This window comes from Tenacibaculum profundi (assembly GCF_057162725.1).
This window is the reverse complement of sequence record NZ_CM169894.1, coordinates 3079808-3103890: the sequence shown is the minus strand read 5'-3', so window position 1 is coordinate 3103890 and position 24083 is coordinate 3079808. Positions and strand designations below refer to the sequence as shown.

The window sequence follows — 24083 nt, the reverse complement described above, 5'->3', positions numbered from 1 at the left end:
AAATGAAAATTAGTAATATTCTAATTGATTTTATCTTGATTTAAATAATTTGTTCGATTCGCTACTAAATTTTCCGTTAACTTATTTAGTTCATCTACCTTTTGTTCAAAATCTCCTTTAATCGTTTTTCTGTAATTATGTAAGTTTTTCACAAATTGATTGATATCGTCTGGAATTACTTCTTCAAAAAACTGTCTTAAACGTTTTGCTGTTGTCGGCGATTTACCGTTTGTTGAAATCGCAACTTTTACATTCTTCTTCGTTACAATTCCTCCCATATAGAAATCGCAATACGGCGGATTATCAGCTACGTTTACTAAAATAGATCGTTTTCTACAGTGCTCATATACCTTAATATTAATCTCGGGTACATCAGTAGTAGCAACTACCATATGTTTACCCTTTAAATATTTCTGATTGTATACATCATTAATTATGGCTACATTTCCTTTTTTAGCTTCTTCTAAAGTTGTTTCTCTAAAAAAAGGAGCAACCATAGTTACTTTTGCATTCGGGCTTGATTTTAACAAAAAAGAAAGTTTTTCTTCTGCTACAAATCCCCCACCAACTACTAATATTTCCAATTGTTCTACTTTTAAGAAAATTGGATACAGATTATTTCTATCTTGTTCCATTAAACTACAGCTTTTAAGGCCACCTCTTCTTGCAAATTCAATAATTGCTCTCTATGCTTTACCACGCTTCCTAAAACAATAATCGCAGGGTTACTCAATTGACTTTCGGCAACAACTTCCTCTATAGTTTCAACGGTTCCAATTCCTATTTTCTCTTGTGGAGTGGTTCCATTTTGAATAATAGCTACAGGTAATTCGTTTTTTTCTTCTTGTTTGAACAAAGCAACAATCTCAGATAGTTTTCCCATTCCCATTAACACGACTACAGTTGCATTCGATTTGGCTGCTAAAGCCACATCAGTTGATAATTTGTGTTGTTTTGTTGTTCCAGTAATTACCCAAAAACTTTCAGAATCCCCTCTTTTTGTTAAAGGAATATTTTGATAAGCTGGCACCGCCAATGACGACGATATTCCTGGAACCATTTCAACTAAAAGCCCATGTTCTGCAGCATATTCCATTTCTTCGGCACCACGACCAAAAATAAAAGGATCGCCGCCTTTCAAGCGCACTACGTGTCCGTGAGAATGACCTCTAGCAACAATTAACTCATTAATCTGTTCTTGTTGATATCGGTAACAACCTCTACGTTTTCCTACAAAAATCATTTCTGCCATTGGATTCACATGCTCTAAAAGTTCTGGATTCACCAAAGCGTCATATAAAACAACATCAGCTTGTTTCAATGTTTTTATAGCTTTCAACGTGATTAACTCAACATCTCCTGGTCCTGCTCCTACTACTGTTAATTTAGGTTGCTTACTCATTTTTACTCAATTTAAATGCAAGAAAACAATGTTAAAACAACTAAAAATCAATTGTTTAACACAATAACATCCTACTATGTTTATTTTTCTAATTCAACCTTCGCTTTTCTAAAAACATCGATTGTTGTATAGAAAGCTTTAGCTTCTTCTAAATATTTTTTTGCAAAAGCCTCAGTAGGCTCATTTTTATTTATTTGATATACCAACTCCTCAAATGCAGTTGATAATTCTACCTTATTGGTTTCAACAAATACCTTATCAAAATTGGTTATAATTCCAGCTTGAGTATTTGTTTTAGCTCCTTCAGAAGTTAACAATGCCTTTGCAGTATTAATGATCGCTGCATAAGAATGATAAATACTATCTGCCCATTGTTGTTCTTTTAAAGCTTCAATAGCATTTTCAATTTTTTCTTCACTTTCAAATAATAAAGTTGCTACTAAATCAATTACAACACCGGCACATTCTCCAACCCCTATAGCTTTTATATACTTTTCATTATGTCCCCAATCGATAAAGTCTTCATCAATTAGGTTTGAAGTATTCGATAATTCTTTTAATAAATTATAGAAATATGTTTTCCCATTTCTATCATAGTAACTTAAGAACTCTTCGTCTTCTTCTTTATTAGCTTCGAAATCATTTAATAAAATTCGTAAAGCTTCTGGACCTCTTTTACTTGGTATTTTTACAAGTTTATCAGCAAAACGACCTTGTCCGTCTCCAACAATACCACCACCGATTAACACTTGTAAAGCTGGTGCTAATAAAGCTCCTACTTTTACCGACATTCCTTGAAATCCAATATGAGCCATATTATGTTGACCACAAGCATTCATGCACCCACTAATTTTAATTGTGATATCTGTATTGTTTACGTATTGTGGATATTCTGTTTTTAAAACTCGTTCTAATTCGGCCGCAATTCCTGTGCTACTCGCAATTCCTAAATTACAGGTATCGGTACCTGGACACGCCGTGATATCAAAAAGGGTATTGTACCCAACATCTGTAAAACCAAGCTTCTTTAATTCTGCATAAAAAACGGGTAAAAACTCTTCTCTTACATGACGAATTAAAATATTTTGACGTAAAGTAAAACGTAATTCATTCGCCGCATATTTCTTGATTAAATCAGCTAATAAACGAGCTTTATCTGTGTAGAAGTCTCCTAAGTGAACTTTGATTCCTATAGCGTATAAACCTTCTTGTTTTTGTTTTAAAATATTGGTCTTTTTCCACTCGTTATATTCTTCTATATTTTCAATAACCACTGACGGAATTTCATCCGTTCCAAAAATTAATTCTTGTTCAAATTTTGAGGTATCAACTGGATATGTTTGATATGCTAAAGCTCTTTTTTCTGCTTCAACTAATGCTAAGAAACCGTCTAAACCTAAACTTTTTACTAGGAATTTTAATCTTGCTTTCGCTCGTTTTGCTCTTTCACCATGACGGTCAAAAACTCTTAATACTGCTTCAATAGTAGGAATTAATAAATCCGTTTCTAAAAACTCATACATTACATCAGCTTGACGAGGTTGAGACCCCAAACCACCAGCTAGTAAAACTTTGAATCCTTTGATTTCTTTGTCTCCTACTTTTTTAGTTTTGGCAATAAAGCCTAAATCATGCATAAAACTTAAAGCAGTATCTTCTTCTGTAGACGAGAATGACATTTTAAATTTTCTTCCCATTTCTTGACAAATTGGGTTTCTTAAGAAAAATTCAAAAGTTGCGTGTGCATATGGAGTAACATCAAAAGGTTCCTTAGGATCGATTCCTGCAGTTTCCGATGCTGTTACATTACGTACTGCGTTTCCACAGGCTTCTCTTAATGTAATATCGTCTTTTTCTAGTTGTGCCCACAATTCTGGCGTTCTATCTAAACTCACATAATGAATTTGAATATCCTGACGTGTTGTAATATGTAAGCGACCTCGAGAATACTCGTCAGAAACGTCAGCAATTCTATGAAGTTGCTCACTTGTTACTTTACCATACGGTAATTTAATACGTATCATTTGAACGCCTAATTGACGCTGTCCGTATACTCCACGAGCTAGCCGTAAACTTCTAAATCGCTCTTCATCAATTTGACCTTCTTTAAATAAACGAATCTTGCGTTCTAATTCTAGAATGTCTTTTTCTACAACTGGGTTTTCTATTTCTGATCTAAAACTCTGCATGATTTTTATTAGTTTTCTTTGAAAAATTATTAGTTCTCAAAGTATTTTAATTACAAGTTAATAGCTAATTATATTCTGTAATTTGAAATTAAATTTTATTATTCTTTATGGTTTCTAGGACAAAGGCTATTGATGTAGAAAGCTTTGTTTTACTAATAAATCTTCTTCCGTCTCTACATTATTTTCATCTGGCACACAGCAATCAACTGGACAAACTGCCGCACATTGTGGTTCTTCATGAAATCCTTTACACTCTGTACATTTATCAGCAACGATAAAATAATACTCATCTGAAATTGGCATCTGAGCCTCATTTGCATCAACTTCCTTACCTCCAGGGAACTCCACATTTCCACTTAAGGAAGTCCCTTCACTATAGTTCCAATCTACGGCTCCTTCGTAAATTGCTGTGTTTGGGCATTCGGGTTCGCACGCCCCACAGTTTATACATTCATCGGTTATTATAATTGCCATAGATCACTCGTTTAATTAATAAAACCAACCCCTGCTGTGTTATTAGTTTTTGGGTTTACTAAAATAAATGCTCCGTTAGCTTTATTACTTTTATAACTATCGATAAATAGTTGTTTGCTTACTTTTAGCGAAACTTCTCCAATTTCATTTAAGGTTAATTGATCAGAAGACCCTTTCTTTCCTGAAAAATCAGTTTCAATAGTTGATGAAATATTTATAATTTTTACTTGAGCATCGTTAACTCCATGTTTGATGTAATACTTCTCTGACACTTGTAAAGGTGTTTTATCCATCCAACAAATTGTTGCATCCAATTGCTTCACTACCTTTGGCTCTTCACCTGCCTTTACAATCATATCACCTCTACTAATATTTACATCATCTTCTAAAGTTATACTTACTGAACTTCCTCTTTTTGCTACTTCATATTCTTTATCAAAGAAATGAATACTTTTAACTTTAGAATTTATTGCTGATGGTAAGATGGTTACCTCATCACCTATCGCTAAATCACCTCCGTATAATTTACCTGCATATCCTCTAAAATCATGATACTCCTCTGTTTTAGGCCTGATCACATTTTGTACCGGAAAACGCACTTGAGAAGCTTCTTGAACATCTTCTGGATTTAAATTTTCAAGATGATCTAATAAACTTGGCCCATTATACCAATCAATTCTATCGGATCTATCCACGACATTATCTCCATGTAATGCTGAAATTGGTATGAATGTTATATTTTGATTTTGGTACTCACTTTTGCTTGCTAAATACTCAATTTCTCCTTTTATTTGATCAAATTTCTCTTTCGAAAAATCTACTAAGTCCATTTTATTTACCGCTACAACTACATCTTTCACTCTTAAAAGATTATTAATAGAGAAGTGTCTGTAAGTTTGTTCTACAACTCCGTTTCTAGCATCTACTAAAATAATTGAAGCTTGTGAATTTGAAGCCCCTGTAACCATATTTCTAGTGTATTCAATATGCCCAGGAGTATCAGCAATAATAAAACTAGTTTTTGGAGTAGAAAAGTAGATATGAGCCACATCAATCGTAATTCCTTGTTCTCTCTCAGCTACCAATCCATCTGTTGCCAGTGAAAAATCTAAATAATCGAACCCTTTTTGTCTACTTTTTTCTTCAATTGCTTCTAATTTATCATCTGTTAAAGATTTCGTATCATAGAGAATTCGTCCTATCAACGTACTTTTTCCGTCATCTACGCTTCCAGCCGTTGCTATTTTCAATACATTCATTGCCTTTGTTTCTGTTTTTAGTTACGTTTTATTTTTTTAGAAATATCCTTGTTGCTTTCTCTTCTCCATTGCTGCTTCAGACCTTTTATCGTCGATTCTTGCACCTCTTTCGGATATTGTTGATACTCTTATTTCATCAACTATTGTATCAATATCAGTTGCTACCGATAATACTGCTGCTGTACAACTCATATCGCCAACCGTTCTAAAACGCACCATACGTTCTTCTACTTTTTCATCGTCTTCTCTATAGACTACTTCGTCGTTAGCAGACCAAATAAGTCCGTCTCTAACAAAAGTTTCTCTATTGTGAGCAAAATAGATTGAAGGTATTTCAATTCTTTCTTGCTGTATATACGACCAAACGTCTAATTCTGTCCAATTAGAAATTGGAAAAACTCTAACGTTTTGTCCCAAATCAATACGTCCATTTAACATATCAAATAATTCAGGGCGTTGATTTTTTTCATCCCATTGACCGAAATCATCTCTAACTGAGAAAATACGTTCTTTCGCTCTTGCTTTTTCTTCGTCCCTTCTTGCTCCTCCAATACAAGCATCAAAACCAAATTCATCAATAGCATCTAAAAGAGTTTCTGTTTGTAACATATTTCTACTAGCGTACTTTCCTGTTTCCTCTTTTACCTTTCCTGCATCAATGTTATCTTGAACATTTCTTACGATTAACTCTACTCCAAGCTCATCAACTAAACGATCTCTGAACTCGATCGTTTCAGGGAAATTGTGTCCTGTATCGATGTGCATTAATGGGAAAGGAATTTTACCGGGATAAAACGCTTTTTGAGCAAGTCTCACCAGTGTTATACTATCCTTCCCTCCTGAAAACAATAATACTGGTTTTTCAAATTGAGCGACTACTTCCCTTAATATATATATAGCTTCACTTTCTAAGGCTCCTACTCTAATTTCTTTCGTATTCATCTTCCTAATCTATTTTTTAAACATGCAAACCGCACTCTCTATTATTCTCTACTTTTGTTGGATCGAAATATTTGAACTCGTTTGGAATGTCAAATTTTTCTAAATACTCATCTAATTCTTCATCTGAAAAATTATAAAAAGGACTTACTTTAATTACGCCATCCTTACTTTGTGAAACAACATCAATACTATCTCTAAAAACTGTTTGCCCTTTTCTTAAATTAGTGAACCAAATTTTTGGTTTATGCTCTTGCATCGCTCTTTTAAAAGGCTCTAGTTTCACTTGCTCCGTAAATAAAGCATGGTTAGGATCATCAACAGTTGGTAATCCTAAGATTACATTTCTATGCGCTACCGTTTGCTTTGGAACATATAACTGTACGTTTAATTGTAACTTGTGTATTAGCTCCTCAGCGTGTTTGTATGTTTGAGGAGTATTGTAACCCGTATCACACCAGATAACCTCAATATCATTATTTAATGAAGTAACTAAATGTAGAATAGCACCTTCATAAGGTCTAAAGTTTGTAGTAATCACAGGTTTTAGCCCCATATCCAAAGCCCACTTCACAACCTCTTTAGGTGTTTTGTTTTTTAATTGTTCGTTTACTGCTTTTAAATCGATCGTTTCTAAATTCATTTTTTACCCCATTTTATACTATTCCAAACTCTCTCATGAAAAAAATATAAGAGCATTTTTGTTACTAATTCTATTCCTCCAATAGATAAAGCTGTTTTTACTTGTCCTGTAATTATCCAAGAAATCAAAATCGTATCGAGGGTTCCTACAGTTCTCCAACTAATTGATTTTACAACACTTCTAATTGGTTTTTCGGACTTCTTATCCGTCTTATAATTTGTTTTATCTTCTATTGTTTGTTCTAAAATCATTTAATTTTACCTTTTACCCTATCGGAATAGTAGGTTTTAAGTTGACAAATATAAAAACTCTTCTTTAATTTGAAAGAAAAAAATAAAAAATTAACAATTAGATAAGATTAGAATAAAATTTAGACTAGATCAGCCAACGTAGTATTTCGAAGAACATTCAGCGTATTATCACGTACTTGAATCATTAACTTGTGTACAGAGCAAGTTTCCTCATCTGGACAATCATCGCATTTTTCATAGAAATTTAAACTTACACATGGAACCATGGCAATTGGACCTTCTAGAGTCCGAATAACATCTGTCATTTTAACGTCTCCAGAATTCTTTAACAAATAATAGCCACCTCCTTTTCCTTTTTTAGCCCCTAAAATTCCAGACTTTCTAAGGGTCAGTAGTATACTTTCTAAAAACTTATGTGATATATTTTCTTGTTGAGATATCGTCGCTATTTGAACTTTTACTCCTTTTTCTTGCCTTGCAATAAAAGTAAGTGCCTTAATCCCATATTTAGTTTTCTTTGAAAGCATGCTACAAATATAAAATTTTTAAGCTTTCAAATAATTTAGATTATTTCAAATTATAAATAAATTGTTCGTCTCTCAATTGTCATTAATAATCAATTTTCAACTAAAATTAATAGAGTTTATTAGCGATACTATTCTGAAATATATACTTAAGAAGTATTCTATTTGTAGCATGCTTTCAAACACATATTAATTCTAAAACACTAAATCTTTAAAGTAAATCATTTTTAGAATTAAATTAAAAAATAGAAACATATTTTTTTAGAAAGTTTAAACTAAAAAAGAATATTTTAATTAGAAATTAAAACCATAAGCCTTATTGTTCTTTGCAAAAGGCTTATGAATTATAAGATATATTTCATAAAGCTAACTTTGATCCAAATATGATTACTTATTTAATAAGTATCAAATTTTATTATTTATTCGTTATCTCTTCAAGAAATATTTTTTTAATTACACACCTATCACCTTTTTTGGTTTAGAGATCTATTTTCTTTAAAACAATGACTTCATCATTTCTCCCAAACTATCATATTCTTTAAATAATACATCAAGAAAAACCTTCTTATTCTTTTCTTTATTCATCAAAGTAGCTCTATCTGATATTCTATAATTCCTGAATGTTTTAAGATAGTTATTCAAATGTTTTTTTAAAGATTTGTCTATCGATAAATGATTTGTGTTTTTCATTTTTTAACTCTATAGAGTCTCATTTAATTTAACTTTATGCCTATTTAATAAAGCCTTAGCAATTCCTACATTAGCTTTCTTTGAATCAATTGCTAGATAAATAAAATAACTTCCGCTCGGTGCGATATTGATAATATGTACCTGAGATGACAATGTAATCGTAATGTCTTCTATGTTTTCATTTAAACCTAAAGCTTCAATCGCCTTTAACTTTGCCTTTACTACCTCTAAATTGTAAGCAGAAGCTAAATCTGGGTCAAATTCTTTATTAGCTGTGTAAGAATCGTAAGCTTCACCTGAAGATACATCTGTAATTGATACTGCGATAAACCCATCTATTACTTTTAAATTTGTAATTAGGTCATTTAAAATTTCTTTCATATTTAAAAGATTGAATTAATAAAATTTTTTATTGTTATGCTGAAACTATTTTTCGTAATGTTAGTTTCATAAAATTAGCATTTGAAAGATCTTTAGTTATCAAACAAATAAATTGATCTTTACTTATTTTTTCAATAATTATAAATCCACTTTTCGAAGCTAAAGAAATAGCGTTAGTATCATCTCCTATCTTTGTTTCCATTGTATCTTGAAGAAGTTCATTTGACATCGTTACAATTACCCCTATCATTGCTGAAACATTATTTTCATTTGATACTTTATATGAATCTAACATATGACCTTCAGAATCGAAAATAAGCCCTGATTCTGCTTGTGACTTCTCTACTATAGAAGTAAGATCTAATTTTCCCATTATAATATTATAGAATGTTATTTGTTAAAAAATAAAAATTAGCTACCTATACCTTTTATAAGTTGAAATTATCGTTATAAGATATTTCTTTTACCTTCTATTTAAGAATAAAAAGAGAATAATAGCTATGATAATTCTTAAATTATCCCTCTTTACATAAAGAAAAAAATCATACTTTTTTTAGATATTTCAACTATAATAAAGCGTTAATTATAGCATCAAAAATTTATTATCCCTTTATCAAGAGAATTATATTTATTGTTTTGACAAAAGTACTTTTAGTCCGTTGTTAAAAACAATATGAAGTATTTACAATGTAATGTTTGGAAAAAAAAAGAAACGATGTGTCTAAAAAAAGAATAAATAATTAAAAATAAGTTCAAGGTTGCATCAAAAAACTGTTTAGAAGATTTATAGCCTAATAATAGTTAAAAATGAATTATTAGTACTATATAAGAGGTAAATAATATTAATTTTACATGCATTATATTTTTAACTGAACTATTTGAAAATCTATAAAATCACAAAAAACGAAAGGAGATTAATAAAACATTTCGGAATGAATTTTATGAAGCTTATAAAATAGAAATGAAAACAGTCATACTTTATTCAGAAAATCATATTACATTCATTGTAATTAAAATTATCTACTATGTATACCAAGTAGATTTTAAAAATACATTAACTATTTTTATTGAGAATTTAATAAAAATATATTCATAAAGTAAGCTTATAGGCCTACCTTATGAAATATAAATATTAAAAACTTAAAGCTTGGTTTAAATCTTCAATGATATCTTCTACATTCTCTAAACCAATAGAACAGCGTACTAATCCGTCTGTAATTCCAACTTCTAATCTATCGGCTTCGCTTAATTTACTATGAGTAGTAGATGCTGGGTGCGTCGCGATGGTTCTGGTATCTCCAAGGTTTGCTGATAATGAACACATTTTGACTCTATTTAAAAATGTTCTACCTGCTTCAATTCCTCCTTTGACTTCAAAGGCTACAATATTTCCTCCTAAACGCATTTGTTTCTTCGCTACTTCATACTGTGGATGTGATTTTAAGAAAGGATACTTCACAAAATTAACTTGATCATGTCCTTCTAAAAATGTTGCCACTTTTAATGCATTTCCACAATGTTTTTCTACTCGTATGGAAAGCGTTTCTAAACTCTTAGATAATACCCAAGCATTAAAAGGTGACATTGCTGGCCCCGTATTTCTTGAGAACAAGTAAATTTCTCTAATAAGATCAGACCTACCTACAGTTACTCCACCAAGCACTCTTCCCTGTCCATCAATTAACTTAGTTGCAGAATGGATAACCAGATCCGCTCCATACTTAATTGGATTTTGCAAATAAGGAGTAGCGAAGCAATTGTCAATTACTAATAATAAATTATGCTTTTTTGCTATTCCATCTAATATCTCTAAATCTATAATATCAACAGCAGGATTCGTCGGAGTTTCTGCATACAATATCTTTGTATTAGGTTGAATAAGACTTTCTATTGTTTCAGGCTCATTTATTTTAAAATAACTTGTTTCAATATTCCATTTTGGAAAATATTTTGTGAACAAACTATGCGTTGATCCAAAAACCGAACGAGATGAGACAATATGATCTCCTGAATTTAAAAGCGCTGCAAAAGTTGAAAAAACGGCTGCCATTCCTGTAGCAAAAGCATAACCTGCTTCAGCACCTTCCATATCCACTATTTTATTTACAAACTCTGTTGTATTCGGATTGGAAAATCTACTGTATAAATTTTTCTCTTTTTCTTCGGCAAAAGAAGCTCTCATGTCTTCAGCGTCATCAAACGTAAAACTTGAAGTTAAGTATAAAGGAACAGAATGCTCAGAGAACTGAGTTCTTTCAGTCTGAGTTCGTATTGCTCTTGTTTCAAAATTTTTGCTCATCTTATTTTTCGTGTTTCGTATCTTATTAATCTTTAAAAACCTACAATAAATATGATAAAACTTTCACTCAATTAAGTAAAAGTTTTATCATCATTTTATTTATAATTTCAATTATTATTTATCGTTAAGTCTTAATTACCACTCTTTGCTAGTCTTAGAATATCTCCAAAAACTCCTCTCGCTGTAACCTGGGCTCCCGCTCCTGCGCCTTGAATAACAATTGGTTGTTCTCCATAGGATTCTGTGTAGATTTCAAAAATCGCATCAGAACCTTTTAAACTTCCTAGTGGGGAGTTCTGAGGAACAGAAACCAGTTTCACATCTAACTGCCCTTTTGTTTGTTGCAAATCTCCATGTAAATCTCCAATATATCTTAAAACATGACTTTCTTCTTGCTTCTCTTTTATTTCTTGGAAGAATGGATTCAACTTAGTCAAGTCTGATAAAAATTCATCCGCAGTAATATCTCTATATGCTTCTGGAATAAGGTTTTCAATCGTGATATCTTCAAATTCATTTTCTAAATCTAACTCACGAGCTAAAATCAATAATTTTCGAGCAACATCATTTCCGCACAGATCTTCACGGGGGTCTGGCTCCGTAAATCCTTTATCAATTGCTTCTTGAAGTACTGTTGAAAACGGAACCTCATCTGCAGAAAATCTATTGAATATATAACTTAATGATCCAGAGAACACACCTCTAATTCTAGTAATATTTTCACCTGAATCGTGTAATAATTTTATGGTATCTATTAATGGTAATCCAGCTCCAACATTCGTTTCGTATAAATAGCTCTTGCTATTTGAATCTAATGTTTTACGTAGCTCTTTATAAAAATCATAAGAAACTGTATTCGCTATCTTATTAGAAGAAACCAAGTCAAAACCTGCTTCTACTAAAGGAATATAATTCGCTGTAAAATCTAAACTAGCTGTATTATCAACTGCGATTAAGTTTTCTAGATGATGCTCTTTCGCATAATCAATTACACTTTGAACAATGGTATCGCTCTTTTCACTGGTATCTAGCGCTGCTCTCCATTCTCCATTTACTCCATTTGTAGACAATAATACTTGCTTTGAATTTGTAATAGCAAATACATTCAGTTGAATTTTCTTTCTTTCTAAAATGCTCTTAGTACTGTCTAAAATCTGATTAATAAGCGTTCCTCCTACTAACCCTTTTCCAAATACCGCAATATTTATTTTTTTTGCAACTCCAAAAACCTGTCCATGAATAACGTTTAAAGCTTTATGAAGCTGACTCTTTTTTACAATTAAACTTACATTTTTACCCGTAATCGTATTGTTGAAAAGTAACGGTACAATTTGGTTTTTAATTAAAGCATTATACGGGTGATGGAACTCACTTAAATCTTGACCTACAATTGAAATTACAGAAACGTCTTCAAGAATAGAAATTTTGTTTACGTCTTTTGTATAAAAGTCATTTTCAAACTCTACCTCTAAAGCTTTTACAGCATTTTCGGCATTTGCTTTATCTACCACTAATCCAATTCCTCTTTCAGACGAACCTTGTGAAATAATACTTACACTAATATCTTGATTACTTAACGCTCTAAAGATTCGAGCATCTACTCCAACCTTCCCTAATAATCCTCTCCCTTCGAAGTTTAATAAAGCCACATTATCTAAGATTGATAATGACTTAATTCCTTTTTGACTAGATTTAGAGGTTATTAATGTTCCTTTATCATTCGGTTTAAATGTATTAAGAATTCTTAAGTTGATATTTTTTTCTAATAAAGGAATGATAGTTTTTGCGTGTAAGATATTCGCTCCAAAATTGGCTAACTCATTCGCTTCTGAAAATGATAATTCTTCAATTTTCTTAGCATCTGCTACTAAATCAGGATTCGCTGTAAATATTCCATCAACATGTGTATAATTCTGTAATTCTCCTGCATTTAAGTAATTCGCTAATAAAGAGGCTGTATAATTACTTCCGTTTCTTCCCAAAGTTGTGGTTTCATCGTTTAATGTTGATGCTATAAAACCAGTGACAACATTTACTGTATTTCCATTATTAGTTTCAAAATATTTTGTCACTTTTTCCTTTGAAACCTCATTAATTGGCTGGGCATTCCCAAAGTTCTCGTCGGTCTTTAGTAACACTCTAGCATCCGTTGGATTTGCATTGATCCCTTTTTGCTCCAATAACTCAGAAACGGTTTTAATAGACAACAACTCTCCTTGTGCTAAAACCTCATCTTTAATTTTTGAGCTATAATCACCCAATAAACTTACTCCTTCGAATAACCTTTCCAAACGATCAAACTCTTGTGAAAAATCAATAAGCGGGGTTACTAACGTTTGCTCTCTCTTGAAGGCTTCAAGCTGTTCAGTATACACTTCATTTTTAGCAGCTTTTTCTAAAATGCTTTCTAAAGTATCGGTTGCATTACCTCTTGCAGAAACAACCACTGCTATTTTTTCTCCTTCGTTAATTTTTTGTTCTATAATAGATACTACATCATGGATTCCGTCATTCGATAATGACTTTCCGCCAAACTTTAAAACCTTCATTTTTTTATTTGTACTATTTTTATTGAATATAGGTTCAACAATCTTTTTTAGTTGCTCGTATTCAATTAGAAATGCATCATGTCCATGATCTGAATTAATTTCATCATAAGTTACATTTGGATGCACTGCTGCTAATTCTTTTTGTGTTTCTCTGTTTTCTTCGGCAGTAAAAAATAAATCAGAATCTACTCCAACGATATGAATATCGGCTTCTATTGTTTCTAATACATTCAGTCCTTCTCTACCTTTTGTTACATCAATAGTTTTTAACAATTGATTCATGAGCTTATAGGAAGCCAACTGATAGCGTTCCTGTAACTTTTTTCCATGATGCAATAACCAGCTTTCAACATTAAAAATTTGTAATTCTTCATTTTTAGTTCGTTGAAAACGCTTCTTAAAAGACTCTGGCGTTCTGTAGCACAACATGGCATGAATTCGTGCATCATGCACTGGATTGTTCGAATTGGTTAAAAACAATTCTTGAATTTGGCAATTGGCTATTAACCAATCTGTCGATTTCCAATCCGTAGCAACAGGAATTAAGTGTTCAGTTATTTTTGGTTGTATAACTACCATTTCCCAAGCAATTCCTCCTCCTAATGATCCTCCTATAAGAGCAAACAACTTTTCTATTTTAAGTTTTTCCAACCCTAATAAGAAAATCTTAGCAATATCCCTTGCTACGAAACTTTTATAATCATCAATTAAAAAATCATCATAACCATTTCCAGGAATATTAAAACAAAGTATCGTATACTCATTGGTATCAATTACTTTATTCTCTCCTATTAAATCTTTCCACCAGCCATCTTCTCCGGCAACATCACTGTTCCCAGTTAATGCATGATTTATTAAAATTACAGGTGCAGTACCCAGTGCTTCACCAAACAACTGATAACTTAACGGTAAATTATTGAACTGAGCACCACTTTCTGTAACGTAACTTTCAACTGTTACGTGATTTAAATTTTTATTTAAACTCATTGATTGTATTTAGAAAACAATTCGTTATGCTTCTATTTCTTTAGATATTTTAGCAAATGCCTCTTTAAGATCATTTTTCAAATCTTCAACATTTTCAATTCCAACAGACAAACGTATTAAGTCTTTTGTAACTCCAGTACTTTCCTGTTCATCATCAGCTAATTGTTGATGTGTTGTACTTGCTGGGTGAATGATTAAAGATTTTGTATCGCCAATATTGGCTAATAAAGAAAATAGTTGTGTAGAATCCGCAATAGTTTTTGCCGCTTCATAACCTCCTTTTGCTCCGAAGGTAACAATACCACTTTGACCTTTTGGTAAATACTCATCAGCTAAAGATTTATACTTACTACTTTCCAATCCTGGGTAATTTACCCAAGCTACCTCTTCCTGCTCTTCTAACCACTTAGCTATGGCTAAAGCGTTTTCACTATGTTTTTTTATTCTTACTTCTAAAGTTTCTAATCCTTGGATTATTTGGAAAGCGTTTGTCGGACTTAAGGCTCCTCCGAAATCACGTAACCCTTCTAAAATTAGTTTAAATGTATACGATGCCGCTCCCAATGCTTCATGATATACTAATCCGTGATATCCAGCAGAAGGCTCCGTAAACTCAGGGAATTTACCATTTGACCAATCAAAAGTTCCTGCATCAACAATTACACCTCCCAGAGAATTCCCTTGACCTCCAATATATTTTGTTAAAGAATGGATCACAATATTTGCTCCGTGCTCAATAGGGTTTAATAATGCTGGTGTCGCCACTGTATTATCAACAATAAATGGCACTTGTACTTTCTCAGCGTGAGCTGAAATACCTTTTAAATCAAGTACATCTAATTTTGGATTCCCTAAAGATTCAACAAAAAATGCTCTGGTATTCTCTTGCACTGCATTTCCAAAGTTTTCAGGATTAGAAGCATCTACAAAAGTTGTTGTAATTCCTAATCTTGGTAATGTTACTTTTAATAGGTTATAAGTACCTCCATACAAACTACTTGAAGCAACGATATGGTCTCCTGCCTTTAATAAAGTTAATAAACCTGTTGAAATAGCGGCCGTACCCGAAGCAAAAACAACCGCTCCAATACCTCCTTCTAATGCTGCTAAGCGCTCCTGCAATATTTGATTAGTTGGATTATTTAATCTTGTGTAAATGAATCCTAATTCTTTTAACGAAAATAAATTCGCAGCATGATTCGAATCATTAAATACATAAGAAGTAGTTTGATAAATAGGCACTGCTCTAGTTCCTCCATTTTGTTTTACATCATGTCCTGCATGCAACGCGTTTGTTGCGAATTTTTGTGTACTCATTTTTCCTGTTTTTGAGTTAATAAATAATTAAAACAAAAGTCAAAACACACCTTTTATGAGATGTTGCTTACTAGAAAAATGTTATTAAGAAAATAAAAGATTCTTTTTTAAGTAATTTGAATCTTTTTTCGGGTTATCTATCCTAAAACTATTATTTCGGGTAGAATTTAGCACCTTCTTTGCTTTAAGCTAAGGGTTGCTAAGGCTTCATAGGGTCTAATCCCTCCACCTTTCTTGATAACATCGTTAGATAAGTCATTGAACTTTTACAAGTACAAATATTTTAAAAATAATTTTAAATTTCCAAATATTTTTTATTTTTTTTAATTAATCCCCCTTTTTAATCTTTATTTTTTAAACTAAACTTCATTTCTAATGGTAAATGATCAGAAGCACTTCCAAAAGCCTTTAAGACTTTTCCATCTATATATTCAATTGATTTCTTTGTGTAAAAAATATAATCTAATCTTTCAAATGGGTTTTCTGAATCGAAAGTTAATTCATAATTATTTTTACTATATGCAGCATTTCCTATATTTGGAATGCTAAATACTTTTTTAATTACAGCATCTTCATAATTCGGATCACTATTAAAATCACCAAGCAATATTGTAGGATTTGTCTTTGCATATTGCTTGAATAAGTCAATTACTTTATTTAGTTGTTTCTCTCTAGTTCCTTTATCAAAAGCTTCTAAATGAACATTCATAATGATAACCTCTTGATCTTCTAGAACTACTTTTACAACTTGTAAAAGTCTATCTAGATAAAAAACTTTTCTATAAAAGGGACTGTCTGAAACTCTTTCTAAAATAATTCTTTCATAATCTTTTAATGGATATTTACTGACTATTGACTGGCCAGAAACTACTTTTCCAAAATGTACGCTTGGAGGCCAATAAGGAAAAGGAAGATATCGCTCATCCCAATTAACTCCTTTTGCAGAGTAAGGATAACCTAAATTCAAAATTTCTTGTTCTTGATTAACATTATAGGAACGTGATGCATCATAATCAATTTCTTGAAAGGCAATAATATCTGGATTTACTTTTTTAAATTCAGTAAGAACTTTTTCTAAGTTATTCTCAAACATTTTTTTTGGTTTTATAACGGCCTTATTGTTAGTCATACCACTCAAATAACCAATATTGTAGGTTACAATACTATAAATTGAATCATTATCGATTGAAATTGGACATGTTTTTTTTGAAAGTTGTGCATAACTAGATTCATCAAGAGTTGGTGAAGATGCCCAAAAGAAAAAAACTAATAGAATTGCAAATAAGACTACAAACGACTTGATCAGTACTTTAAAAAATTGTTTCATTATGAATTAAACTAAATTAAAATTCCCACAAAATACCATAGAACAAAATAAAGATTATAATTATTAGGATACGGAACTATTGTTTTGAATTAATACTTTGTATAAAGTTAATATAGCTTTCAAATTTAAACCTTTTTAATTAAGCTTTGCCAAAGTAATGTAATTAAATTTTATGCCCTGATATTTAATTCACGATAGAAGTTTTAAAATCAATCTAAGAAATGGGTATTTAACGTTAATTCAACAAGAGATAACTTCCAAAAAGCAAAGAATAAAATCATTTGTAGTATTTTCATGGTATTAAACACAATATTGAACGAAATAACAGTAGACATAAGTTAAAAATTTGACGACATTAGGGCGACGGAACGAATTAACTTAAAAAAGACTGAGTTTAATATTAGATCCCATCCATATTTAAAAAAACAAAACCATACCTTTACTAGTGAATAAAATTTCAAAAAGAAAGTGACTACTGGTTTAAAAAATAAATAAAATAAAGAGTCGATAAAAAAGTGATCCGGCGAAAACAAAATCTTAATAAGAATAATTTTCTTAAGTTTATAAAAATAACACTCAAGAAAATTATTAATTATCAAAAATAATCACAGGACTAAACCCAAAGCCCATTTTATTATTATCAGAAAAATGTATTTTATAATTTAATGAGCCTCCCTTGCCTTTTTCAACATGACCAACTCGTGCCATTGGAACAATATTTAATTTACCTTTAAAAACACCTGTCATAAATCTTAGTTCAACAATTTTTTCAAAATGATCATCTGTCTTGAAAAGTTTATATTTTATCTTGTTTTGAGCAATATAATTCTCTGTTTTATCCTCAATTTTTTTCAATTCTTTTTCGTTTGGTTCAAAAATGAGATCACTTCCTGCCGCACCCCATTTATGCTTCCAAATAAATTTTTTATAATCTAATTCTCCTTGTTTAAAAAGATGCTTAATATCAGAAAGCTCGTAACATTCTGGATTATAATTATGCTTAATGTAAGGACATAATCTTTTTGAAATCTGAAACTGTTTTAATGGGTGATTTATATATTTTAAATCATTATATTTTTTATCAAATCTGAATTTCCAATAGTTCGTATTGTATGGGTAATTGTCTTTGTATAATGCCTCAGTTATTAAAATTCTATTATAAAAAGTGGTTATTTTATTATTTTTTTCACCCTCTTTGAAATATAAACAGTTATTCTTTTCAAAAATATCTTTAACATCGATAATTTTTAAGGGAATGTCTAATTCTTTAGAAGTTGCAAAAAACTCAAATTTAGTTTTTTGTTGGTTAATTCGTCTATCTACCAAGACGACATGATTGCTTTCACTACTAAATATGTTAGTGTAATGCTGAATAAAATCATTCCATCTCATATTTACATCGTCAGGGAAGGCAAAAGCATTTGTTTCTGCTATTGAATCCAGTAAAATAGTATTCATTTTAGCTGCGCTAATTGGATAAGTTGCAACCGCCTGAAATTCTATATTCTGCAGCCCTTTTTCAGTGACAGCCATATCGAAACTACCAAAGGTAAAGTTCCCTTTTCTTTCATCATCACTTAATGTTTCGTTTGATGGCTTGAAACCTTCAGGAAAAACACCTTCTGAAAAATTGCTTTCTAAAATCTGTTTTATAAATGCTACGAAGCTATCTGATATTTTTTTATCTAGACATAGGTAATAGTTCCCCAATCGCATTTCTTTGCCATTTTTAAATTGGTAATTCAATTCAAAATAATCAGAAATTCTTCTGTAAACTTGATCAGGGATTCTCTTTAACTTAAATGCTCCGTCAAGCCCTCCTATTACGGGAGATGACTTAATTTTAATATTCATCTAAAAAGAAAGTTCTTTAACAAGGTTCTTTATTCCTTTGTCCTTAAAAAACTCAATTGCTGCATCAGCAGGAGATTTTTTCTCTTCTAGTCTAGTATACAACGGTTCAAGAAAATGTTCTTCCCCTTTCCCTCTTTTTATAAGCCCTTCTTTTGCTATATCAAGTAGTTCTTTTATTAACGAAATAATACTTATATTATCAATGAATACATTTAATGAATCTTTAATTGCGTTTAATCTCAGTTCTTTCCAGAACTCAAATGAATATTGACTTTCAAAAGCTTGTGTTTTTTTAAGATTCTCTATTAAACCTAGAGTTAATGCTGTAGAACATAAGGTCTCATGGGGTGGTTGTTGACAGCACATTCTACTCTCAATTGTACCATGCTTTGGAACCAATCGTGTATTAAACCAACTATATGAAAATAACTGATTAATATCTTCAATTTTTGGTGTCACCTTTATAACCTCTCCGTTAAAAGCTTCTGCAAAACAAGGTTCCTCATTCTCAAAATACTCTTGATAAGTAGATTTATTTAAAATTTTATAAAATCGTCCTTCTCTTTCAATCAAGAAGGGATTAAAGTCAAGTAAATATTGAATATAATCAGATTCTTGATTAAATCTAGGTGGTATTCCTATTTGTTCTTTTCTATTTGGAAAACAATGTTTCCATAGGTTTTCTCTATTAGCTTTAATTCCTTTTTCAACTTTACCTAGCCATATTGGTGAATTTGCACATAACGCTATTTGCAAGGCAGATAACGCGTTCAGTGTATTTACAGCTGGTATTGATTTTTCTAATTCAATTTCAATATGACATTGATTAGATGCTGTAATTGTTAAAAGACAGGCATCTGATCCACTCTTTTGGGAAATGAATTCATTCGAAGAAAATTTATTGTAAAAAAAATACCTTTCTTTGGGCATCATTATTTTTTCAGAAGGTTCTCCTAATGGTTGAATTCCATATCCTAACATAAAGCAATCTTGCGTTTTAAAAAATTTTTTAAGTAGGTTTAATAATTTAGATAAATGATCCTGAAGAATAAATAAATTCTTTTGAGGTGCTAAAATTAACTCTATTATACTATAACCAACATCTGTTGTTATAGTATCAAAAAAACTATCAAACTTTTCTATACTATCTGCATTTATTCTTCTAGCTGACTCTATTTCTCTACTTTGTTTATCTCTTACCAACTCAAAACCTTCCTTATGCAAATAGTTGAACATTCGTTTAATCACTATAAAAGGAGCTATATTTCCATCGGAAGTCACAATTGGAATTTCACATTCTATGCCAATTCCTCTTGGTTTTAATTTACTGTCATACTTAAAAGCGTTTTTAAATTGTGTGGTTAACTCATCTTTAATTTTGGTTCTTTTTTCTTTCATCTTTGGGGGATTAATTAAATTATTTAGTCTTTAAACCAACTAGCATACTTGATGTAATTATTGGCTATTCTATTAATTTCGCCTGAAATATGTTCAGGAGAAATATTTTTAACTTTTTTTGCAGGAACCCCTGCATATATGGTTCCACTCGCAACATGCGTATTTTGGGTAACAACAGCCCCAGCTGCAATGATAGAGTTTGATTCTATTATACAGTCATCCATAATAACACTTCCCATACCTATTAAAACATTATCATGTATTGTACAACCATGAACGATTGCATTATGACCTATAGAAACATTGTTTCCTATATTTGTTGGCGATTTCTGATAGGTAGCATGTATAACAGCTCCATCTTGAACGTTTACCTTATTTCCTATATGAATATAATGGACATCTCCCCGAATTACAGCATTAAACCAAATACTACATTCTTCTCCTATTTTAACATCTCCTACAATTGTGGCATTTTCAGCTATATAACAATCATTTGAAATTTGAGGAGCTTTTCCTTTCACGGATTTTATTATTTTCATGTGTTTTTTTTGTTAGTAAAGTACGTTTTGCTACCAAATATCGACAATTGTCTACATAATAACTATCATTTTTCAAAATAAAATTACTTAAAAAAAAAACGCAAATTTGATTTTCTACATGAAGAAATTGATAATTCTTTTCCATTTCTCAAAATAACACTTATTCCTTTTCTTTTATTATATTTTGTACTAGGATTTATGTTAACTAAATATGATTTATGAAGTATTACAATAAGAATATTCTTTTATTTTTTTTAAAAACTTCAATATTTTTCTTTCTTTTTTTTAGATTTTTTCTTCAATAGTTTTATTTATTCTTAAACATTATCTCCAAATAAAACATTTAAACCCTAACAGCCTATTTACTCTTTGTTAATCTTTAAATATCCTATTCCTTTTTATAAGGTACCTCTTTTCAAACAACATTTTCGATAAAAGGTTTCAAAAATATAAGAAGTATAGAATAATAATCTCAATGAACTCTTTGATCAATATAAATCTCTTAATCAATTTTATCTTAATAATCTATCACACTCTAATTTTACAGATATAGAAATGTGATTTTGGCAACAGTAAAATAGTTGAAACGTTTTGTTTATGGTTTGAAGAAATTATATCGCGTTAAAAAACTGAATAATACTACCTATAATAAAAGTAAATATTTTTCATTATAATCAAGCTTCTGCTTTCCTTCAATTTGGTAATTCTTCTTTAAATTCCTTCTCGAAAAGAGATAATCCATTATCTCTTCATGCAAATATGTTTAAGAAGCTTTGTATTTTAAAAGTGCCTTTATTGGGAAAGCAACTTCATTTATTAATGATTTAGATAACATTTTTAAGTACCTACATTGCCACCTTCAAAACAGACAGAGATAGTGAATATTATGGTGAATTATTTTTAACTTTATAAAGAATCTAACTTGGAATAAAAATAAAATTATTAAAAATTAATTTTTATTACTAGAGGTTAACATAAAGCATAATAACAACATACTTCATCTAATAACATTATATAACAATGAAATTATAATTATTAATAAAAACATAGTTGCGTTTTAACAATGCTAGTAAAACAAAACATTACAATCAGGAGTAATAAGATAACATGAAAGTAAATTGAATGAAAAAAATTATTATGAAAAGGGTAAAGTTCTCTTTTTTAAAAAGCAAAAAACAATTACAATTGGCAACACAATCACATGATATTAACCCACTTAAACCTGTAAAACAATATTACTATTTTATTTTCAGAGGCTTAAAAACTGATACTAAGTTATCAAAAGAGCTAGTTAATTGATTAATAACTGCTGTCCAATACTAATTTGATTATCATTTAAACCGTTAATTTGCTTTAATTTTTGCACAGAGATATTATGCTTTCGTGCAATTGAATATAAAGTATCTCCTTTTTTTACATGATAAGAACCTTCTTTTTTAGTTAATTTACTTTTGGTAGGTCTTTTTCTATCATATTTCATTAAATTATACTTATGAATAAGGCTAATTAACTTATGTGGGTATCTTTTATCTGTTGCGTAACCTGCTCTTTTTAATCCGTAAGCCCATCCTTTGTAATCTGTATGTTTCAATCTAAATAAACTAGCATATCGTTTTCTTGTCAATAAAAACTGCGAATGATCTTCATATGATGATTCAGGGTATTTATATTTTCTAAAACACTCTCCTTTTTCATCATCATCATGAGTAACGCTTTTACCTTTCCATCCTTTATGGCATTTTATTCCAAAATGATTGTTGGATCTTATAGCTAAGGGACTTCTTCCACTTCCTGATTCTAAAATACCTTGAGCCAAGGTTATACTTGCTGGAATATTATGTTCGTACATTTTATCTATTGCAATGGAAGCAAATTTTAAAATATACTCATCTGTATTTCTTGGAGTTGTAGTGGAAACCTTTTTTACTTGCTCCAATTGAGGTATTTCAGGCTGTTTCTCTCTATGCTCAATAACAATTTTTCTGCCTGAAGTTACTGTTCTTCTTTTTGTCCCACAACTTGATAATAATAAGGAAACTATCAAAATTGTGATACTTATTTTTAATTTCATCGTATACATTCAATAACCTTTATGTTTTCTCAAATAAAAACTTATTCATAAAAGCTTCTATTCTATTAATTCTCTTCCTTTATTCTTTAACTTTTCATTAGCACCTTCAATTCCCTGCAAACCTCCTGTGTGGATTGCTAAAATTGTTGTCCCTTTTATAAACTCTCCTTTAGCTACCATATCAATGATTCCATAAAGCATTTTTCCAGTGTAAATAGGGTCTAATGGAATCAACGTCTTTTTTTTAAAGTCATTAATAAAGTCAATTAAATTTTTATTAAACTTTCCATAGCCTCCAAAATGATATTCTTTTTTTAGATACCAGCTAGTGTTATTTTTTGAATACTTTTTAATTTCGTCTTCTAAAAAGTTTTCTTTCAAAGCTGGAAAGCCAATTACTCTTTGATGTTTATCAGCTGTATTAATTAAACCAGCAATTGTACCGCCTGTTCCAACTGATGAACAAATATAATCGAATTTTTTATCTTCATTTAATAAAATCTCTTCACAACCTTTTACAGCCAAGCTATTAGTTCCTCCTTCAGGAATTAGGTAGAAATCACGAAACTCATTCCTTAATTTTTCTAAAAAAAAACTATTTGTTTTGGTTTTATAATCTTCTCTTGAAATAAATTTAAATTTCATTCCTTGCTCATACGCAAACTTTAACGACTTATTATTTTTTAAAACATGTTCAATCTTATTTCCTAGCTCCTCACCTCTGATAATTCCAATTGCATTAAGATTGTATTTTTTGGCTGCTGTTGCAGTTGCCACAATATGATTTGAGTAAGCTCCTCCAAAAGTCAAAACTGTCTGAGCTTTTAACTTTTTAGCTTCTAGTATATTATATTTAAGTTTTCTATATTTATTCCCAGAAACGTTATTATGGAGTTGGTCTTCTCTTTTTATAAAAAGCCTTACTTGATTTTGCTTTAATACAGGTAAATCTATTTCTTGATTTATGATCTTATCATGAAATTCAAACAT

Annotated in this window: 21 protein-coding genes and 1 riboswitch; all 21 genes read right to left on the bottom strand. The window is 30.6% G+C overall.

From position 1 onward, the window contains the following. Nucleotides 1–20: 20 nt before the first annotated feature. The 21 genes from AC2GW8_RS12685 to AC2GW8_RS12585 all read right to left on the bottom strand — a co-directional run bounded on the left by AC2GW8_RS12685 (nucleotide 21) and on the right by AC2GW8_RS12585 (nucleotide 24083). Nucleotides 21–635 carry a precorrin-2 dehydrogenase/sirohydrochlorin ferrochelatase family protein gene (locus AC2GW8_RS12685; protein ID WP_440880241.1) on the bottom strand — a complete coding sequence of 205 codons (615 nt, stop codon included), beginning with the start codon at nucleotides 633–635 and terminating at the stop codon, nucleotides 21–23. Further along, on the bottom strand, nucleotides 635–1402 hold the full coding sequence (cobA, locus tag AC2GW8_RS12680; RefSeq protein ID WP_440880240.1) for a uroporphyrinogen-III C-methyltransferase: 768 nt from the start codon (nucleotides 1400–1402) through the stop codon (nucleotides 635–637). The genes AC2GW8_RS12685 and cobA overlap by 1 nt, the downstream gene beginning before the upstream one ends. Nucleotides 1403–1482: 80 nt before the next feature. Beyond that, nucleotides 1483–3591 (bottom strand): ferredoxin-like domain-containing protein, encoded by a 2109-nt coding sequence (locus AC2GW8_RS12675; RefSeq protein ID WP_440880239.1) that lies wholly within the window; start codon nucleotides 3589–3591, stop codon nucleotides 1483–1485. Between the two features lie 126 nt (nucleotides 3592–3717). Further along, nucleotides 3718–4065 (bottom strand): 4Fe-4S binding protein, encoded by a 348-nt coding sequence (locus AC2GW8_RS12670; RefSeq protein ID WP_440880238.1) that lies wholly within the window; start codon nucleotides 4063–4065, stop codon nucleotides 3718–3720. 11 nt (nucleotides 4066–4076) lie between these two features. Then, entirely contained in the window at nucleotides 4077–5324 is a 1248-nt protein-coding gene (cysN, locus tag AC2GW8_RS12665; RefSeq protein ID WP_440880237.1) for a sulfate adenylyltransferase subunit CysN, read from the bottom strand. A 36-nt stretch (nucleotides 5325–5360) separates the two neighbouring features. Then, nucleotides 5361–6266, bottom strand: coding sequence for a sulfate adenylyltransferase subunit CysD (cysD, locus tag AC2GW8_RS12660; RefSeq protein ID WP_440880236.1), 906 nt, complete (start codon nucleotides 6264–6266; stop codon nucleotides 5361–5363). A gap of 16 nt (nucleotides 6267–6282) precedes the next feature. Further along, nucleotides 6283–6906 (bottom strand): phosphoadenosine phosphosulfate reductase domain-containing protein, encoded by a 624-nt coding sequence (locus AC2GW8_RS12655; RefSeq protein WP_440880235.1) that lies wholly within the window; start codon nucleotides 6904–6906, stop codon nucleotides 6283–6285. Then, complete coding sequence (locus AC2GW8_RS12650) at nucleotides 6903–7157, bottom strand: DUF2061 domain-containing protein (protein WP_440880234.1); 255 nt, start codon at nucleotides 7155–7157, stop codon at nucleotides 6903–6905. Before AC2GW8_RS12650 ends, AC2GW8_RS12655 begins: the two co-directional genes overlap by 4 nt. Before the next feature lie 119 nt (nucleotides 7158–7276). Beyond that, nucleotides 7277–7684, bottom strand: a complete 408-nt coding sequence (locus AC2GW8_RS12645; RefSeq protein WP_440880233.1) for an RrF2 family transcriptional regulator — start codon at nucleotides 7682–7684, stop codon at nucleotides 7277–7279. 492 nt (nucleotides 7685–8176) lie between these two features. Next, on the bottom strand, nucleotides 8177–8371 hold the full coding sequence (locus AC2GW8_RS12640; RefSeq protein WP_440880232.1) for a hypothetical protein: 195 nt from the start codon (nucleotides 8369–8371) through the stop codon (nucleotides 8177–8179). A gap of 9 nt (nucleotides 8372–8380) precedes the next feature. Continuing rightward, nucleotides 8381–8752 (bottom strand): hypothetical protein, encoded by a 372-nt coding sequence (locus AC2GW8_RS12635; protein ID WP_440880231.1) that lies wholly within the window; start codon nucleotides 8750–8752, stop codon nucleotides 8381–8383. 34 nt (nucleotides 8753–8786) lie between these two features. Further along, nucleotides 8787–9125, bottom strand: a complete 339-nt coding sequence (locus tag AC2GW8_RS12630) for a hypothetical protein (RefSeq protein WP_440880230.1) — start codon at nucleotides 9123–9125, stop codon at nucleotides 8787–8789. 759 nt (nucleotides 9126–9884) lie between these two features. Then, nucleotides 9885–11051, bottom strand: a complete 1167-nt coding sequence (locus tag AC2GW8_RS12625) for a trans-sulfuration enzyme family protein (RefSeq protein ID WP_440880229.1) — start codon at nucleotides 11049–11051, stop codon at nucleotides 9885–9887. A 131-nt stretch (nucleotides 11052–11182) separates the two neighbouring features. Next, nucleotides 11183–14587 (bottom strand): bifunctional aspartate kinase/homoserine dehydrogenase I, encoded by a 3405-nt coding sequence (gene thrA, locus AC2GW8_RS12620; protein WP_440880228.1) that lies wholly within the window; start codon nucleotides 14585–14587, stop codon nucleotides 11183–11185. Between the two features lie 24 nt (nucleotides 14588–14611). After that, entirely contained in the window at nucleotides 14612–15904 is a 1293-nt protein-coding gene (locus AC2GW8_RS12615) for an O-acetylhomoserine aminocarboxypropyltransferase/cysteine synthase family protein (protein WP_440880227.1), read from the bottom strand. Nucleotides 15905–16034: 130 nt separating this feature from the next. Further along, nucleotides 16035–16148: riboswitch (SAM riboswitch) on the bottom strand. A gap of 96 nt (nucleotides 16149–16244) precedes the next feature. Then, complete coding sequence (locus tag AC2GW8_RS12610) at nucleotides 16245–17231, bottom strand: endonuclease/exonuclease/phosphatase family protein (RefSeq protein ID WP_440880226.1); 987 nt, start codon at nucleotides 17229–17231, stop codon at nucleotides 16245–16247. Between the two features lie 588 nt (nucleotides 17232–17819). Continuing rightward, nucleotides 17820–19085 carry a hypothetical protein gene (locus tag AC2GW8_RS12605; RefSeq protein ID WP_440880225.1) on the bottom strand — a complete coding sequence of 422 codons (1266 nt, stop codon included), beginning with the start codon at nucleotides 19083–19085 and terminating at the stop codon, nucleotides 17820–17822. Further along, nucleotides 19086–20483, bottom strand: coding sequence for a glutamate-cysteine ligase family protein (locus tag AC2GW8_RS12600; RefSeq protein WP_440880224.1), 1398 nt, complete (start codon nucleotides 20481–20483; stop codon nucleotides 19086–19088). A 23-nt stretch (nucleotides 20484–20506) separates the two neighbouring features. Continuing rightward, complete coding sequence (locus AC2GW8_RS12595; protein WP_440880223.1) at nucleotides 20507–21022, bottom strand: gamma carbonic anhydrase family protein; 516 nt, start codon at nucleotides 21020–21022, stop codon at nucleotides 20507–20509. 1291 nt (nucleotides 21023–22313) lie between these two features. Next, the gene (locus tag AC2GW8_RS12590; RefSeq protein ID WP_440880222.1) at nucleotides 22314–23093 is read right to left on the bottom strand and encodes a glucosaminidase domain-containing protein; all 780 of its coding nucleotides are present in this window, start codon (nucleotides 23091–23093) and stop codon (nucleotides 22314–22316) included. Nucleotides 23094–23150: 57 nt separating this feature from the next. Continuing rightward, the gene (locus AC2GW8_RS12585; protein WP_440880221.1) at nucleotides 23151–24083 is read right to left on the bottom strand and encodes a 1-aminocyclopropane-1-carboxylate deaminase/D-cysteine desulfhydrase; all 933 of its coding nucleotides are present in this window, start codon (nucleotides 24081–24083) and stop codon (nucleotides 23151–23153) included.